Source organism: Spirosoma luteum DSM 19990, assembly GCF_000374065.1.
GTDB lineage: Bacteria > Bacteroidota > Bacteroidia > Cytophagales > Spirosomataceae > Spirosoma > Spirosoma luteum.
The window spans coordinates 232,685-250,321 of the sequence record NZ_KB893301.1 but is presented as its reverse complement, the minus strand read 5'-3'; the positions used below and the strand labels follow the sequence as shown (position 1 = coordinate 250,321).

The window sequence follows — 17,637 nt, the reverse complement described above, 5'->3', positions numbered from 1 at the left end:
TGATGCGTTTGGCAAAGCCCAGCAACCAGGGCGAAGCAGCTACCAGCACACCACTCAGCGTATCGGCTCTGAGGTGAGTAGCCATCGGAATTTGTTTCGACAAGCCGGCTTCGTAATCCGTAAAGGCCGATAAGCCCAATACGGCAGCACCCGTGCCGATGGCCACCGAGCGAGCCGCCTTATCGTCGGCAAAACCCAGCAGCCAGGGTGAGGCTATGAATAGCGCTCCGGTCGTGTAATCCAGCAGGCCGTGAACGTTGGTTGGAATTGATTTCATAATGCTCTATTAGTTAATGGGTTGAGATTTGTTTACGTACGTTTCATACTGCTTAACTGGTTGGTGAACCACCCGTTACCTGTACCGGGTTACCGGTCATATAACCCGAATCGTTGAAGGCCAGCAACACATTGGGGGCCAGTTCAACATCCTGTTGATAATTCCTCGTTCGTCCTGAATCGTTCGCCAAATTTTAGGGGGAATTAGGGAACGGGACCGCCTTGTTTCCATCGTAAAAATGGGTGTACCCAGTTCCTCATTCGCTTTATACGCCTAAGGCGTCAATACCGCTTCAATCGTGCCAGGTGGAAGCGATCGGTCCCGAAGTAATCAGCCAGCGCCATCACGTCGGCCACCAGCGTATCCGGTCGACAGGCGGTGCCTCCTGTGGGGCACCGCTGCTGTTGTAGCCGCGCATGTCAGGCACCACGACCTGATAGCCTTGCTCAGCGAATTATCAAGCAGTATGCCTTCGTTAATGGTCAAAGTAAGCCCATCCGTTCTAAGTCGCCAACCTGCACAGCACGGGGCCATTTTGCGCAATCATGGTATTACGATGGCAGGTGGGTATGGTAACTACCATTACATTGCCAACTTCAGTGCCTGTCAAAACTGTCCCATTAAGGAGAGTTGTTGTGGTAACCGGGATCGTAAATCACTCAGTGTGACGATGTATTATCGGGAATATGAGCGGATGGAGGCTCGCTTGACGAGTGAGAAAGGGAAACTGCGACGTAGTGCGGTAGTTGAACCAGTTACGGTCCGCCGTCGCGGTCGGGAGCTTACTAAACTATTTTGGGATGCGCCGATCTCTAGGCAAAGGGAAAGATAGTGCGCACAAACGCATGGTGATGACAGCAACGGCCTACAATCTTAAGAAGTGGCTATTGGCTAAGCGCTGGCCTAGGGTAGTTACTCAGGGGTTGGCTCTGCACCCAGAGGTTCTTTTTTTGCCTTTATGAGACGGGTTACTTCAACAGCCTATTTATTCCTAAAAGGGTTATGCAACAGTCACGGACGTTTAAATGAATTATATTTAGCCAAATTGGAGTTTCAAGTTGAAGCTAAAAAAACGGATAATCAACAAGTTATGAATTAAAAGGAATTGGATTAATGAGTTGATTATCAGTATATTATACACCTGGAATCAACATGCCAACCTGGAATCTAACTTGAGCCTACCAATTTGTAGAACAATTTCCTTATTTCATTGTACATGTGTTAAGCAGATTGGCTCAACGCATTGGCGGTCGGGATATTAGTCAGCCATCAGGTGAATTAGTGAATTCATTTCCAGCGCCCCGATTACCCGGTAAGAGCCCGGTAGCATTGCCGTTCTATGAAACCAAATCCTAATGCACCATGCTAACCGATTATTTCGATACGCATTTTCCTGATTATGAGCTTATCGCCGAGTTAGACCAGGGTGAACAATGGGTTGTTAAAGCAAAACACCAGCCTTCGGGCGATCTGGTAATCATTAAACAATGCGATTGCAGGGTTGATGCCAACATGCGTCTAAGGCTTGAGCAGCAAGCGCTGATCATTACTCAAATTGACCATCCTAATATAGTTCGTTTACGGGAAGTGAAGTTTGACGCAGACAGCTGCTATAGAATCACGAACTTTGTGGAAGGAGATGATTTACGAAGCCTTCTGAGGGAAAACGGTTTTTTAGATGTACCAACGACCATTAGGCTGGGCTTACAGTTGACCGGTGCCTTTCGGGCTCTTCATTCCCAGCATATTATACACCGTTCAATTAATCCCAAGACGATCTTGTACCGTCACTTGGATAGTGGTGAGCTACACGCCCTACTAACGGACATTGGGAGGATAGATTTCTGCCCGAATAATTCCCTGGTTGCCCCCTTGTCGCCGACCTATAAGTATGGTGCGCCCGAACAGTTCATTAACGGTCAGGAGGTGAGTGAAGCGGCTGATTATTATGCCTTGGGTGCGGTGCTTTACGAATGTCTCACGGGCCAAGTTCCTTTTGTACTGCAAAAGGAAACCGAACCGGAGCGGTTTATGGAGCAGGTTCTAACCGCTCCGATGCCCGTGTTTTCTACGGCATCCGGAGATCCTTTACCCCCTAGTCTGGTGACTTTACTCAGGGCTTTGCTAGTTCGTGACCCACGGGATCGGCTTCAAAATGTTGCCCAGCTTGAGCTACAGCTTGAACTAAGTCAGGTAGAACAACTCAACACCGTTTGGGCAACCACAAAACTGCCAATGAGCAGGAATGTAGCCAAGGAGGTTACAGCAGAGGTAAATGGGCAAGGGGAGGCTGATGTCCTTATGGCTAGCCAGGCCAGGCCCGTAGTCAGGGGCATTCGAAGGTGGTGGCTTGAACTTATTGTGGTAGCAGCCTCGGTGCTGGTTACCGGGGCCTATTTTCGAAAAGTACATCATTCGCCCGCCAAACCAGCCATCGACAAGAATTCAATTATCCAGGAAGTATCAGTGCCTAAAAAAACCAGTGTTAAATCAGAAGGGGAGCTGCGCCTGGGTAACAGAGGAGAGGCAAATCCGGTTATTAATAAACAGCAGGAGGTGGATGATACAGTAAGCCCGGATAGTATTAAACCAACAGGCGAACCGAAGTCCCCTCTGGATTCAGCTGCGAGTAGCCAGGTTTTGACTGATTCAACCGTTGTTGTATCCCCAGACAGTGTGCACTAATTTCTTGTTCGGGCGATAAATACGTATACTTGGTAATAGGTAAACCTGACGAGACTTATTACCTTAAGGTTTGATACGAATGTGTTGATGAATAAGGATGGAGTGGCTCACAGATCAACGTTTCACTAAAAAAAATTGCGAATGGTCCGGTTTAAAAAGATGTCAATACCAGTAATGCGTTTATTAGCTATCGCTACGGTTGCATTACTCTCATCCTGGATAACAAAAACGACTATTGACCTTGAGCGAGGGTACATAAAGGGTCGAACACGTGTTATGGTGAGGGTGTACGAAGAGAATGCAGACAACCAAAAAGGAGGGGTACTTTATTCGGATTGGCTTCAGCAGGACGAATATGTGTCCATCAACACGGAAAGAGGTCGAATCATCTATGACTATCGGTATTCGCCCAGTGATAACTGGACTACTGATGTCCATGGTTTGTGCCGGGGTGACCGCGAGAATGCGCTGTCTATACCCTAGTACCCATGTATGGTAAACGCCCGGTTTATATAAGGCAAGAGGCCGATTTTTAGTTGCGTATGCTACTGATAGTATTTGACAGATCTTAAACAATCGTCAGCGCCACTTCAGTTTGAATCGGACGCTTTCTTGAAGGATTTTGGCTGAAGCTCAGTCTTAACGCAAGTGGGTCACTAGTAGAACGTGACCCAGGTCATTAAATAGCAGTAGCCCGCCTTTTATTGAACGAAAATGATCGGTTGGAGTAGGGCTGTAAAGCGTACCGAAATAAACTGGTTCCTGTGTTTAAGAAATACTACACAAAGCACACACCAATAGCCGTAGAAAGTGATTTTAAGCCATTTTCCAAGTACAGGATACTGACCCTACCATGCTGACAAAACCACTACTAAATCGGCTTGAAGACCGATGCACCTCAGCTAGTTATTATCCTTTTTCAAGATAAATACATCGTTGACCAGCTATTGATGAAGGAGTTGACTGCTTAGCAGTGTTAAGTCCGGGTTCCCGATGTAAGTCAACCATAAAAAGCCCCAATTGAGTTAACAGGCGGGGCTTTTTATGGTTAGTAAGTGGCCTAAAAACTTTCTACTGCTTACTTATTCCCGGCTGGTTTACTCTGCTCCATTCTGGCCAGTAGGTTCTGAGCTCTGGCCAATGCTTTCATGTAGTGATCCTGCACTTTTTGCGCCATTTCTGGCGTTGGGTTGTTGAAAAACTCGTTCATCAACGGATATTGGCTCAGGTTAACGCCCTGAGTAGCTGCATATGATTTAGCCCCCTGCATGGCATCCTTCAATGATGCATATTGAGCACGCCCGCCTACATTTTTCACCACGGTTTCCTGAAGCGATGGGGCCTTAGTGTAGTCAACCGCTGCCAGTGTGGGTTTCTGGTTCTGGTCTACGGCGTAGAACATGGGCTTATACTCCGGAACGGCTTTCTGGAGGGCTACCTGCATGTTATTTAACAGGCCCTGCATTTGCTCGATCATGCCAGCCATGTCGTTTGAGTTGATACCCACCGCCGTGTTGATGTAATTGAACACTTTTTTAGGATCAGCCTCTGACCAGGCAATGCCGATGATACGCCCGTAATCTCTGGCTTTCATGTCGCCGGGTGCAATGGCGATCGCCATACCGTCGGCACTGCCCGAAGGCAGGATGTAGTCGCCCTTACACGCCCGGCCAACTACCTTTACCGGTACCTGACCCATAAAGGCTACTTTGGCGTATTGCTTCTCCTTGCCCGCTTCGGGCATACCGCCAATGACAGCGGGCTTATTCGAGATGACCATGAATTTTTCCGCTTCAACGAAACTCCTGGAAATAACCCCTCCCTTCACGCCGACAACATCGCCGTAGGTAAGCATTTCTTTGGAATTAGCGCGTTGCAGCCACTCCGCGTAGTCAGCCCCACCTGATTCGTAGGCAACGCCGGCCGCTGAGGTCTGTTCGTTGTAGCCAATGTAGCCACCTAATTGGATACCACCGACTATTACATCGACCGAACTCCAGAAGATGTCGTCACAGTCGCCAGCAATGCCGATACCCACAGCACACGCAATGGCGTTCGTTGTCAGGCGAATGATGTTGTCAATCAGACTTAACGTTAACTGAAAAGCGCCGAACCCGTAGTTTGTATTAAAGTAGTTGGCGGCCCCGGTGGGTATGTTGGCCGGCACATCCTGATTGCGGTCCTGCGACGCATCATCACTGCCTTCGCCGACCAGGTCATTTACGGCACTCCGGACGCCATCGGCAATGCCCTCAAACCCTTCGATACGGCCCGTTGCTGTACCCCCTCCATTCATGAAGGTTAAGTAATTATTCCCACGCTGTGGTTTTGAACTGGTTAGCTTTACAATGATACCCTGTTCGTTGCCCGTTACTCTGAGTGGGTAGCTATCGTAATTATCTTCAGCGTTCCCCACATTCGCCGTAATCGTTACCTGCCCATTCAGGGCAGCCGTGCTATTGAGGGTCAGTGGATTGTTGAGCGTAGAAGCACCGTCTACATTCAGGGTACCGTCCAGGTCGGTATTTGTCTTGACGTTCAGGTCGCCATTGATGACTTCGCTACCTCCTACGTTCAGGTTCTTGCCAATCCCAACGCCACCGGCCACAATAAAAGCCCCATTCGTAGACAGCGTCGACTGCGTAGTGTTGGTGATATTGGTTAGTCCCTGTATAGTCGTGTTACCAACTACATTCAACGTGTTGTTTAGCGTGGTAGCTCCATCTACAACTAAGGTATTTTTAAGTGTAGTAGCTCCATCCGTATTTAAGGTGCCATCGATATCAGCGTTACCTCCAATATTGATGTTTTTGCCAATACCAACTCCCCCCACAACCACCAGAGCCCCGTTGTTCTTAGCCGTCGACTCGGTGGTATTGCTGATGGTAGTAATACCATCCACATTCAGCGTGCCATCTACATCACCGTTACCGCCCACGTTAATATTTTTCTCGATGCCCACGCCACCCTTGACAACCAGAGCCCCGTTGTTCTTAGCAGTCGACTCAGTGGTATTGCTGACTGTTGCTACACCGTCTACGTTCAGGGTGCCGTCGAGGTCGGTATTTCCGCCAACATTCAGGTTTTTACCGATGCCTGTCCCGCCTTCCACAACCAGCGCACCAGTTGTTTTGCCCGTTGATTCAGTCGGATTGGTAACGGTCGTGATACCGTCTACTTTCAGTGTACCCGTCAGGTAGGTTGGACTAAGCCGTTGTACCGTGAACGGACCATAGTTGATGGTTTCACCCGTAGAACCCTTATTCAGGTAGACGTTTCGGTCTACAGTCAGGTCCCTGCCTATATTGACATCTTTGCCCACATTCAGCGTGTTGGCAATGTTGATGTCGCCATCCCGGGTGATTTTGAGCCGCTCAATGTTGTTGGTGACGAAAATCAGACCCATGTAATCGGTTGTCCCCAGTTTGTCTTTGGTTTCTTCAGATTTAGAGTTACCAAACAGACTCCAGGTTTGAGACGGTACGCCAGGATCGCCTGCCGCTGCTCTGGCCATGGGATTGAACTTACTGCCCACCAGCTCAGAGGCCGTGGCTGCATGGATGGCGTAGGGCACGGCCAGCAGCTTACTGCTACTCAGGGTAGCAAAGCTGCTCTTGCCTTTATCACCGATGGCTACTTCCATCCAGATATCTTCACTGCTCCAGGGAATGGCGGAGAACCCTCCACTACCCACTTTGCCTTCCCCAACGGTGAGGGTAAACAAGCCAAACTGGTTGGTAGTCACCGTGTGGGTTTCGCTGTAGTGCACCTGCCCGCCTTTAGCCTGGGGGCTGGTCAGGTTAATCTTCAGGGCGATTTCCTGATTGGCCATCACGGCACCGGTTAAATCGCGGGCTACGGCCTGATACTTCATGCCTCTGGGCACCATCTGGCCAAAAGCCAGTGAGCAGACAAGCATATTTAACAACAAAAGCGAATATATCTTTTTCATGGAGTTAGTCGTAAAGGTTATTGTTTGACTACTTTGACTGTTTTGACGGGTTGCCCCTGTGGGGTTGCCACCTGTAGAATATAGACCCCTGAAGGCAGGGCTTTCATATCGACCTGGATGGGGTCTGGCTGCACATCGGTCGACTTGCTGTAGTAGGTGTGGCCGGTCATATCTGTCAGGTTGAGTAACAATTTGGTGTTCTCTTCAGACTCGATGACTACGTTCAGGATGGCGACCACCGGATTAGGTGCAATACGGACCCGGTAGGGGGAAGCCACCTCAGGCATTTCTTCAACGCGTAGCTGGGGTTGGTGGAATCCCTGGGTGTAGATGCGGCCCGTTGTGGTAACGGTTTCGACAAAGGCTTCGCCCAGTGTCCACTCCAGGGAGAGTTGCTGGTTTTTGTCATAGCCTCCGGCGTTGGCAACCACAGAAGGGGTCAACTGCTGGCACAGCCCAATGCCGGGTAAGGCTAAGCCCAGCAGAAGCGGAATTACATGTTTTTTCATGAGGAAGATTGGTTGATTATGTACGGCTTTGATGCCCCAACAGGTGGCCATCCATACATAGGGCAAGGGTACCGCTATTCTCAGCCCGAGAGGTGGATTATTGTACAGAAAAGGAGGATTATTGTATGGACCCCGGAAAAAAGGCGAAATTTGGTCATCGGAATACCGAACGCGCTTAAAGTAAAACTTAAACATACGCAGTCTGTAGACCCAACATGGGGAGGCCGGGAGAGCGGTGGAGACCTATCCGGAATCAGTGGGCTATTGTTCAGCCCCTGTTCAACAGGCGAAAATTACCGGGTGTAATGCCAAACTCCTTCGAGAATACCCGACTGAAGTACTTAGGGTCCTCAAAGCCGACGGCATAGGCTACCTCTGAAATATTTAGTGTGGAGGCCAAAAGCAGTTCTCTGGCCCTGCTTAATCGAAGTGAGCGAACATACTTATTGATGGACATACCGGTTAGGGCGGCCATCTTCAAATAAAGTGAGGTACGTCCCATACCTATCAACTGGCAAACGTCCCCAATAGAGAGATGGGGGTTATCCAGTTGCCCCTCAATGGCCGACCGCAGCTTGTGAAGAAACTGGGCTTCCAGTGATTCATCCAACGCATTATCAGCCTGATTACCTAAAGCCAACCGACTATAATGTAGTTGCAGCAGCCGACGCGACTGGAGCAGATTAGCCAGTACCACCGTCAGCTCCTCCCGCTGGAACGGCTTCGCCAGGTAGCCATCGGCCCCATGCTGTAATCCGCTGATTTTATCGCTCACCGAGGCCATGGCAGTTAGTAAAACAATGGGAATATGGCTGGTTCGCTGGTCATTCTTCAACGTTTCACATAGTTGAAATCCGTCTTTTTTGGGCATTAGTACGTCACTCAGAATGAGATCCGGTACTTTTTCTAAGGCCAGTTCAATACCTGTCTGACCGTTTTCTGCCCAAAGGACCTGATAGTCGTCCTGGACACAGGCTTTTATGTAGGTAGCCATATCATCATTGTCCTCTACCAGCAGGAGAACGGGCTTGTCGCCTGCTAACCCGGTAGTCGGTTCTGTTATGGCCATCCTATCCGGGCTAACCAGTGTATGCAGGGTATGCCGGGTTGTCCCCAGGTTGGCCAGGGGGGCTGCTGGATTCGGGGTAAACTAACGATGAACTCAGAACCCATACCGGGTACACTCCGAACCGCCAGCCCCCCATTCATCAGCATGACTAGTTCCTTCACCAGCGATAGCCCAATGCCGGTTCCCCTGCCTTCTGAAGAAGGGGAAGTAGTTACCTGAAAAAAACGATCAAAGATGCGAGGCAACTGGTCTGGTTCGATGCCCAGACCCGTGTCACGTACCCTGATACTAATCCAGGGCTTATCCCAATGTTTTGTCGGCGACACTTCTTCGTAATATCCTTGCCTGCCCAGTGGTGTCCAGTCGTCGCGGGCAGTTAGCTGAAGGTATATCTGGCCACCAGCGGGGGTGAATTTGACAGCGTTCGTCAGAAGGTTGGAAATAATATCCTGGAGTTTATCCTTATCGAAATCTGTTTCGCAGGTTACCTCATCAGCAATAAATTGAAGCTGAATGGCCTTCGTGCCCGCCATTGAATGGAAAGACTCTGCCATGCAGCGAACGTAACTGACCATGTCAGAACGAACGAGGTGGAGGGGCATCTCGCCTGCTTCAATTTTAGACAGGTCAAGAATTAGGTTGATTAGCCGCAGCAGATTGCTTCCATTACGCTCGATCAGATCGACTGGCTGTTGTAAATGGCGTTCCTCATTACCCGTATTGCCGCGTTTCAGCTCGGTAGCCATGCCCAGAATGACGGTGAGGGGAGTACGAAACTCGTGGGAGATATTAGCAAAAAAGCGCGACCTAGTATCGTTGAACTGCTGGAGGGCTAAGGCCTGTTGTTCAATTATTTCTTTATCGTGCTCAATGTGGGCAGTTGCGTGCTTGATCTCGGTTTCCAGCCGCTGTTGCTCAGTCCTGTGCTGCCAGATACGCCATCTCACCCAACCCCACATACAGAACGCCAGCAGCAGTACCGTCATGAACAGAAACCAACGGCGCAGATAAAAAGGGTGAAGTACGTGTACCTGAATAGACAGGCTCGACGATGACCACCTGCCGTCGGCGGCTTGCCCTCTTATCTGCAACGGATAGTCGCCGTAAGGCAGGTTACTCAGGCGCAATGATGGTTCGGTCTGATACGTCCACTCCTTGTCCAGGCCCTTGAACCGGTAGGCATATACACTCTTTTCTGCATTGGCGTAATTCAGCAGCGCAAAATCAAGAACACCCGTCCGGTCACCGGGCCGTACGAAAATTTCATTGCTTTGCAACAGTTCACCCGTTTTGTCGACCAGCTTATTGAGTGAATTATCAAACTGACGAAATGAAACAATGCGTAAAGGAAGGGCAACCGGCGGGGGATCGGTTTGAAAATCCCGTGGGTTAAATAGGGTGATACCATTGAGGCCACCGAAATAAATCTGCCCTTTTTTGTCTTGGAAATGAGCAATGCGGTTAAATTCATTATGCGTTATACCATCCTGAACAAAATAAGTATGGGTGGTAAAATGAACGGGATCAAACTGCATGATGCCGTAGTCACTGCTCAGCCAGAGATGGCCTCGCCAGTCGGGGTACACGGCATAAATGTTATCGTTGGATAAGCCTTCGGTTCGTTTGAAGGGGCGATAGGTGTTCTGCCGCCGGTCCCACCGGATCAGCCCGGAGTTGGCCGTAGCCAGCCAGAATATGCCCTGAGCATCCTGGTAAAAGTGCTGGTAACTGTCGGCTGGCAGGTAGAAAGGACCCTTACCACCACTCCAGTAACGAGCCGTAATCCCCTTAACCGGATCAACCGTGTACAAACCCGTAGCCGCGCAGATCCAGAGGGTGCCTTCCCGGTCGGGAGCAATATGTAGCACGTGCGTTTGAGCCAGTTCGGGAAACTGGTTGTACTGGAAGAAGGGGACTATCTGTCCGTTTTTAGCATCAATGAACCAAAGTCCCATACGACCACCGGCTAAAAGACGTTCATCGTTAAACCGGTAAAATGCCCAGACCGATGCGTTATTAGGCACCCTGGCCGTTGTGTACATACCGGTTCGGGGGTCATAACGAAGTAACTGGTCTCTAAAACCAACATAAAGGTTGCCCTGCCGGGTAGCGGTTAAACCAGCCATTGAGGCATAGGTGGCCAGCTCATACAGGCCTTTACGCGACTCTCCCGACTGGCTTGATGTAAAGAGGCCAAATTTCTCCAGGTTAGCATAAACTGTATCACCCAGGACAGTAATGCCCCGAATGGCGGCCACGTTTTTTCCCGTGTTATCTTCAGTGTAAAACAACCGGTGGAAATGGTTTTCGACCACTTTCACCTGATAAACACCGAAGCTGGTACCCAGCCACATCCAGCCGTTCCTGTCACAATAAAAACTCCGGTTCTCAATGGCCTCGCCCGACGTCTGACCAGCAATATCCAGGACTTTTCCTTTAGTTGAATCCCACAGACTGGTACCATCCCAGAGTAATCCACTACGGTCAACGGCGTAACAAACCGGGAAAATATACCGGGGAATGGATTTCAGTAACGACGATGGGCGCTCGTGCCTGTTGCCAAACTCATCTACACTATAAAAAGAACTGGATGAACCTTCTTTTGGTCCCGATACAAAATAGAAGAACTCAGTACCGGCATTCCGCTGTCCGAAACAGATGGTGACCGATGCCTGAGGGTGGAAAAACTGGTGCAGAACCCGCCCATCTGTGGTTAGTTCAACCAGGTGATTACCGTCAGCAATGGCCCAAACCGTATTATGAGCGGTAACCTGAAAGACGGCCAGCCGTTTGTACTGGGGTAACGGAACGTAGCGCAATCCAGCTGATGGGTGGTAGGAAGCCAGAACTGCCGGTTGGTAGCTGGAAAAGAAGATCGTACCATTGATACTGCTGAGCAGCCGTTGTGGGGTATCTAACGAGCTAAAAGGCAGATGGTTGCGAAACTTCTCTTCAAACGGAGTTGCTATGCCGGTCAGAGGGTTGAACAGCGTAATCCTTGATTGACCGTAGGGCCCCATGAGCCAAAGATAGCCATTGGCGTCCTGCGCAATGGATTGTATATCATCAAAGTCAAGTCCGTTCCGCTCTTTCGTATAGGAGGTGAATTTCAGGCCATCAAATCGGTTAAGGCCGAATTTCGTGCCAAACCACATGAAACCCTGCCGATCCTGAAAAATGGCGTTCACTTCCCGGTGCGATAAACCGTTCTCCGGGCCATAGTGTTGCACGGAAGCGGCAAACTGCTGCGCCCTGACCAGCGAACTGAGGCACAGCAATAGTGCCAGGAGTAGAGTTGCCGCTTTCAAGTTGAGGAGTAATGTTGCTTGAATAAGACAATGAACTACTAAATCAAATAAGGGTGCTCTTTTTACTGCCTATCCACTGTAATCCACAGGATATACCTCGATGCTGAATCAGTCGTTTTGATTTTGACTGAACCCTTGTACTGGTAGAACCAAGTGATTTGTCAGCACGGTAGGGTCAGTATCCTGTACTTGGAAAATGGCTTAAAATCACTTCCTACGGCTATTGGTGTGTGCTTTGTGCAGTATTTCTTAAACACAAGAACCAGTTTATTTCGGTACGCTTTACAGCCCTACTTTAACCGATCATTTTCGTTCAATAAAAGGCAGGCTACTGCTATTTAATGAACTGGGTAATGTTCTACTAGTGAACCACTTGCGTTAAGACTGAGCTTCAGCCAAAATCCTTCAAGAAAGCGTCCAATAGCTTTCGAAAAAGGTACTGGCTTATACTGCAAAAGCAACTGTGGGTTGCAAAAATGAACGACTCTTGGCATATTGCAGTTGTAGTAATGAAAAAAGGCACTGCTTACTATGGCATACGCAACACTTCCTCCACAGACGGCTGTTTACACCCCCTACACCGTCATCGATAAATCCCGGCAGGGAATGCTGCGGACTGAAGCGGATCAGGTAGCCCAGCTAGCCGCATTGACCGATATTGAATTGGCCCGCATTCTGAACATGTCGATACGGAACCTTCACCGGCTCAAAGCCGACGATAAACTGGCCAGAGACGCTTCTGAGCGGCTGCTGTTACTAACCAATCTGTTACAACATGGGTTGGATGTCTTCGATGAGGATGCGCAAACATTGGCCGAATGGCTTCGTTCACCCATTCGTGAACTCAATACCCAATCCCCCTTGTCTCTACTAGATACCACAACTGGGTTTGGCCTGGTGGATGATGTGCTGGGGCGCATCGAACACGGCATTGTCGGCTAGTTATCCCGCTATTTTGATGTTAACCGTTTACCGAACCGTCAAAGCCAAATACACCCATGAACCATTGGCTACAGAAGGGGCACGGCTGTTTGGTGGCCGCTGGAATCCAAAGGGATACCCCCTACTGTATACTACCTCCTCCCCTGCTCTGGCCTTAGTCGAATCGTTAGTGCACCAACCTCGGGTCAAGTACGATAAGTTGCCCCAGCTTTATCTGTTTACCCTGGAGGTGCCCGATAACTCGTTAACAACTTGGTCGCTGGCCGATTTGCCTGCTTACTGGAATGAGGAAAGCTATGAGCGAACCCAATGGATTTTAGGAGATTGGCTGAATGAGCCCAGCACGCTGGTGGCGGCTGTTCCTTCCGTGGTGGTGCCGATGTCCTACAATTATTTGTTTCATCCGGCTCATTTAGCTTTTGGCCAAATCCGGGTTCTCCATCAAGCGCCTTTTCCCATCGAACGTCGACTATGGCAGCAGGACAATCCCTAAATCATTCAATAAATAAACCTGTGCGTAGTCCAATAAAAGTGAACTTTGACATGTAACTTATATTGGACCATTTGAACAAATTAGTTCATTTGTGATCGTTCACAAAAAGGGCTCTTCTCATCATTAACTGAACTTGTCGTATTCAGCGATCAAAATCCTTCAAGAAAGCGCCCGAATGATATCCCAAAAAGACAAAGCAAAAAGCCGTGTCCTTTTGGGAGCACGGCTTTTTGGGCAATGATGGTTAGAAAATAAGACCGCTTACGGCAACTAGTCCACTTTAACCAACTTTATGGTTTGATACTGGCTGGGTGTACTAACCCGTAACAGCAGTATCCCCCCTGATTGATGGCCCAGCGACAGCACCTGACGCTCCACCAAACCGGCACGCTCTACGACCTGATCGCTCACCCGGTGGCCCCGCTCGTCGCTCAGTTGCAGGCGCAGCGATTGACCCTCGGCACCCCGCACCTCCACGGACACCGTTTTGCCCACTACCGGGTTACCCAATACGGTGACCGTCAGCGGCACTTCTGAACCCGCGCCCAGCCTCGCACCTGGGTTGCAGGCCGCCAGCCAGCCATAGCTGAAACTGGTGCTTACCCCGCTCTGCACCGCCCGTAAGTTGATGACCGGATTGTCGGTGTACAGGTCCAGCGTGTAGGGACCCGGATTGGTCGTCGGCAACAGCTCATTGACCACCGAGAAACTCACCGGACTACCATCCAGACCCGCGTACCGGGGATTGAAGGTTAGTCTGCGCTGGCCCGCTGACAGCACCTGACAACTCACGGTCGTTACCCCCGTGATGCTGAATGTAGCCGTTGGCGGAGGAGTACCACCCGCGGGACTGACCGTGAGGGTAAAGCTGGTGCTGGCACTCATGCTCCCCGGATCAGTCGCCGTTACCGTCACCGTCGAGACCCCCGACATACTTGGCGTACCCGAGATGGTCGAAGGGGCCACGAAGTTCAGCCCCGCGGGCAGATTACTTACCGAGAGGGTCAACTGATTCGGCGTCTCGGCATCGGTGAACACACCCGCCAGCGAGAGNGTGTANNCCACACCNACCGTNGCCGANTGNGGNCNAACCGGACTCGCCACCGTGGGCGGGGTGTTCCCCGTCGAGGAGCTGCAGGCCGACAGCCAGTTGTAGGCAAANCTGCTGGCTATNCCGCTCTGCACNGCNNNCAGGGTNANNACCGGNTTNTCNGTGTACAGGTNCAGACGGTANGGNCCCGGATTGGTGGTGGGTGTCATTTCATTGACCACCGAGAAGCTCACCGGTGCCCCGTTCAGGCCCGCGTACTGTGGAGTGAAGGTCAGCCGGCGCTGACCGGCCGAGAGCACCTCACAACTGATGGTCTGCACGCTGGTGATGCTGAAGGTGCCCGTGGGCGGAGGGGGCGTACCGGCCGCCGGATTCACCGTCAGGGTAAAGCTGGTGCTGGCACTCATGCTGCCCGGATCGGTGGCTGTGACCGTCACCGTGCTCACCCCACTCGTGGAGGGTGTGCCCGAAATAGTGGAGGGTGCCACGAAGTTGAGCCCCGCTGGCAGACCCGCTACCGACAGCACCAGGCTGTTGGGTGTCTCGGCATCGGTAAACACACCCGCCAGCGACAGCGTGTACCCGATACCCACCGTGGCCGACTGGGGACTAACCGGACTCGCCACCGTGGGCGGGGTGTTGCCCGTCGAGGAGCTACAGGCCGACAGCCAGTTGTAGGCAAACAGGGTGGTGGCTCCGTTCTGGGTAGCACTCAGGGTGATGACCGGGTTATCGGTGTACAGACGCAGCGTGTAGGGACCCGGACTCGTGGTGGGCAGCATCTCGTTGACCACCGAGAAGCTCACCGGACTGCCGTCCAGACGGGCGTAGCGGGGACTGAAGCTAACCCGGCGCTGGTCGGCTGAGATTGTCTCACAGCTCAGGGTGGTCACTGCCGTGATGGCAAAAGGACCGCTGGGCTGGATAACACTCACCGTCACACTGGCCGTAGCCGAGCAGCCGTTGGCCCCCGTCACCGTGACCGAGTAAGGCCCATCGGTACTGGCTGTAATGGTGCTGGAAGAAGCCCCGGTTGACCAGCCGTAGCCAAAGGGCGGAGTGCCGCCACTGGCGTTAGCCGTCAGGGTGGTGGTTTCTCCCTGGGTAATAGTGAGGCTGGGGTTAGCCGAGATGCTAACCGTAGGCACGCTCTGGTCCCCCGTCACGGTGGTGGTAGCCACCGCTGAACAGCCGTTGGCCGAGGTGACCGTCACCGAATAGGTGCCCGCCGTGTTGACACTGGCCGTGTTGCCACTGCCAATCTGAGTAGCCCCCGCACTGAAGCGGTAGCTGCCCCCGCCACTGGCCGTCAAGGTTACACTGGTCTTCGAACAGGAGAGCGGACCGTCGTTGCTCAATCCTGCCGTAGGCACGCTCTGATCACCCGTCACGGTCGTAGTGGCTACGGCTGAACAGCCATTGGCCGAGGTGACCGTCACTGAGTAGGTGCCCGAGGTACTGACACTGGCCGTGTTACCGCCGTTGATCTGAGTGGCCCCCGCACTGAAGCGGTAGGTGCCTCCGCCACTGGCCGTCAGCGTCACATTGGTCTTCGAACAGGAAAGCGGGCCGTCGTTGTTCAAGCCTGCCGTGGGCACGCTTTGGTCCCCCGTGACAGTGGTGGTGGCTACGGCTGAACAGCCATTAGCCCCTGTCACCGTTACCGAGTAGGTGCCCGAAGTGCTGACACTGGCCGTGTTACCACTGCCAATCTGGGTAGCCCCCGCACTGAAGCGGTAGCTGCCCCCACCACTGGCCGTCAAGGTCACACTGGTCTTCGAACAGGAGATCGGACCGTCGTTGGTCAGACTAGCCGTGGGGGCGGTTTGGTCCCCCGTCACGGTGGTGGTAGCCACGGATGAACAGCCGTTGGCCGAGGTGACGGTCACCGAGTAGGTGCCCGAAGTGCTGGCCGTCGCCTGATTGGAGGTGCCAATCTGGGTGGCGCCCGCACTGAAGCGGTAGCTGCCCCCGCCCGATGCGGTTAAGGTCACACTGGTGGTGTTGCAACTCAAGGGACCATTGTTAGTCAGCCCGGCTGTGGGGGCGGTCTGGTCGCCCGTGACGGTGGTCTGGGCCGTAGCCGAACAGCCGTTGGCCCCCGTCACCGTGACCGAATAGGGCCCTGCCGTATTCACCGTAGCCTGATTGGAAGTACCAATCTGGGTAGCTCCGCTGCTGAAGCGGTAGCTGGTGCCCCCCGAAGCGGTTAGGGTCACGCTGCTCATCGAACAGGTGATGGGGCCGTTGTTAGTCAGGCTTGCCGTAGGCAAGGTTTGATTAGCCGTCACGGAGGTAGTGGCACTGGCCGAACAGCCGTTTCCATCGCTCACGCTCACCGAGTAACTACCCGGACTGCTCACCACCCGGGTGTTGCCGCTGCCGGCCAGCACCACTCCACCAGGACTGGTGAAGGTGTAGGAACTGCCCCCCGAGGCCGTCAGGGTGACCGACGTCTGGCTACAGGTCAGGGGACCGTTGTTGGTCAGGCCCGCTATAGGCAGGGCGTTGACCGTCACGGGGGTGGTGGCACTGGCCAGAAAGCCGTTGTCGCCCACCGTCAGGGTGAAGCTCTGGGTGCCGCTGCCGCTGGCTACCAGGCTCTGACTGAAAGCCGAGCCACTGGCCGTGCCACTCAGGGGGCTGCTGCCGTTGGAGAGGGTGAAGGCGTAGGCCCCCGTCACGTTGCCCACCGTAGCGGTGAAACTGATGGGGCTGCCCACGCACACCGTGTTATCCACGGCGGCAAAGCCGGTGATGGTAGGCGTGGCATTCACGGTTAGTACGTAGGTGGGACCCAGGTCAGCGCAGCCGTTGGCATCCTGCCCCCGCACCACCAGCGTGAAGCTACCACCCTGGGTGGGCGTGCCGCTGAGCACGCCCGTCGTGCTCAGGCTCAGACCCGGGGGCAGACTGCCGCTGGCCAGACTGTAGGTATAGGGAGCCACCCCGCCACTGGCCGTGAAGCTCTGGCTGAAGGGGGTATTGATAGTAGCCGTGCTGGTGGCGGGGTTATTCACCGTTACCACCGCCGTGTTGCTCATCACCGTTGTGCTGGTGGTGCTCACGCAGCCGTTGGCGTCGCCCACCGTCACCGAGTAGCTGCCCGCCATACTGACCGTAGCCTGGTTGCTGGTGCCGATCTGGGTAGCCCCCGCGCTGAAGCTGTAGGAACTGCCCCCTGAGGCCGTCAGGGTGACGGAGGTCTGGGCACAGGTCAACGGACCGTTGTTGGTCAGGCCCGCCGTGGGCAGGGCGTTGACCGTTACAGAGGTGATGGCCATGGCCTGGAAACCGTTGTCACCCACCGTTAGGGTAAAGTTCTGGGGGCCATTGCCGCTGGCTACCAGG

12 protein-coding genes are annotated in these 17,637 nt (G+C 52.6%); 5 read left to right on the top strand and 7 right to left on the bottom strand.

The window, feature by feature from the left end; genetic code table 11:
• Window positions 1-277, bottom strand: a 277-nt coding sequence (locus B156_RS0125790) for an SPW repeat domain-containing protein (RefSeq protein WP_018622695.1), incomplete at its 3' end; no start/stop codon positions are given.
• Between the two features lie 52 nt (window positions 278-329).
• Window positions 330-467, bottom strand: a complete 138-nt coding sequence (locus tag B156_RS31615) for a hypothetical protein (RefSeq protein ID WP_018622694.1) — start codon at window positions 465-467, stop codon at window positions 330-332.
• A 276-nt stretch (window positions 468-743) separates the two neighbouring features.
• Here B156_RS31615 and B156_RS32685 point away from each other — a divergent pair, with 276 nt between their 5' ends.
• From B156_RS32685 to B156_RS0125775, 3 genes are all read left to right on the top strand, one after another.
• Complete coding sequence (locus B156_RS32685) at window positions 744-1,109, top strand: transposase (RefSeq protein ID WP_084757886.1); 366 nt, start codon at window positions 744-746, stop codon at window positions 1,107-1,109.
• A gap of 530 nt (window positions 1,110-1,639) precedes the next feature.
• The gene (locus B156_RS30595) at window positions 1,640-2,962 is read left to right on the top strand and encodes a serine/threonine protein kinase (RefSeq protein ID WP_018622693.1); all 1,323 of its coding nucleotides are present in this window, start codon (window positions 1,640-1,642) and stop codon (window positions 2,960-2,962) included.
• Window positions 2,963-3,136: 174 nt separating this feature from the next.
• Window positions 3,137-3,445, top strand: a complete 309-nt coding sequence (locus tag B156_RS0125775; RefSeq protein ID WP_157627180.1) for a hypothetical protein — start codon at window positions 3,137-3,139, stop codon at window positions 3,443-3,445.
• A gap of 595 nt (window positions 3,446-4,040) precedes the next feature.
• On the opposite strand, the gene B156_RS30590 is transcribed toward B156_RS0125775, so the two are convergent.
• The 4 genes from B156_RS30590 to B156_RS0125750 form a co-directional block, all read right to left on the bottom strand.
• Window positions 4,041-6,914: an autotransporter outer membrane beta-barrel domain-containing protein gene (locus tag B156_RS30590; RefSeq protein WP_018622690.1), complete on the bottom strand. Its 2,874-nt coding sequence runs from the start codon at window positions 6,912-6,914 to the stop codon at window positions 4,041-4,043.
• A gap of 17 nt (window positions 6,915-6,931) precedes the next feature.
• Window positions 6,932-7,423, bottom strand: a complete 492-nt coding sequence (locus B156_RS0125760) for a T9SS type A sorting domain-containing protein (protein WP_026261064.1) — start codon at window positions 7,421-7,423, stop codon at window positions 6,932-6,934.
• A 268-nt stretch (window positions 7,424-7,691) separates the two neighbouring features.
• Complete coding sequence (locus tag B156_RS32310) at window positions 7,692-8,492, bottom strand: response regulator transcription factor (RefSeq protein ID WP_018622688.1); 801 nt, start codon at window positions 8,490-8,492, stop codon at window positions 7,692-7,694.
• On the bottom strand, window positions 8,483-11,800 hold the full coding sequence (locus tag B156_RS0125750) for a sensor histidine kinase (protein ID WP_018622687.1): 3,318 nt from the start codon (window positions 11,798-11,800) through the stop codon (window positions 8,483-8,485). Before B156_RS0125750 ends, B156_RS32310 begins: the two co-directional genes overlap by 10 nt.
• Window positions 11,801-12,331: 531 nt before the next feature.
• Between B156_RS0125750 and parS the strand changes: the two genes are divergently transcribed.
• Complete coding sequence (gene parS / locus B156_RS0125745) at window positions 12,332-12,742, top strand: type II RES/Xre toxin-antitoxin system antitoxin (RefSeq protein ID WP_018622686.1); 411 nt, start codon at window positions 12,332-12,334, stop codon at window positions 12,740-12,742.
• A gap of 16 nt (window positions 12,743-12,758) precedes the next feature.
• Complete coding sequence (locus B156_RS0125740) at window positions 12,759-13,235, top strand: RES family NAD+ phosphorylase (protein WP_018622685.1); 477 nt, start codon at window positions 12,759-12,761, stop codon at window positions 13,233-13,235.
• Between the two features lie 270 nt (window positions 13,236-13,505).
• On the opposite strand, the gene B156_RS29905 is transcribed toward B156_RS0125740, so the two are convergent.
• Entirely contained in the window at window positions 13,506-17,330 is a 3,825-nt protein-coding gene (locus tag B156_RS29905) for a beta strand repeat-containing protein (protein WP_425423319.1), read from the bottom strand.
• Window positions 17,331-17,637 lie beyond the last annotated feature (307 nt).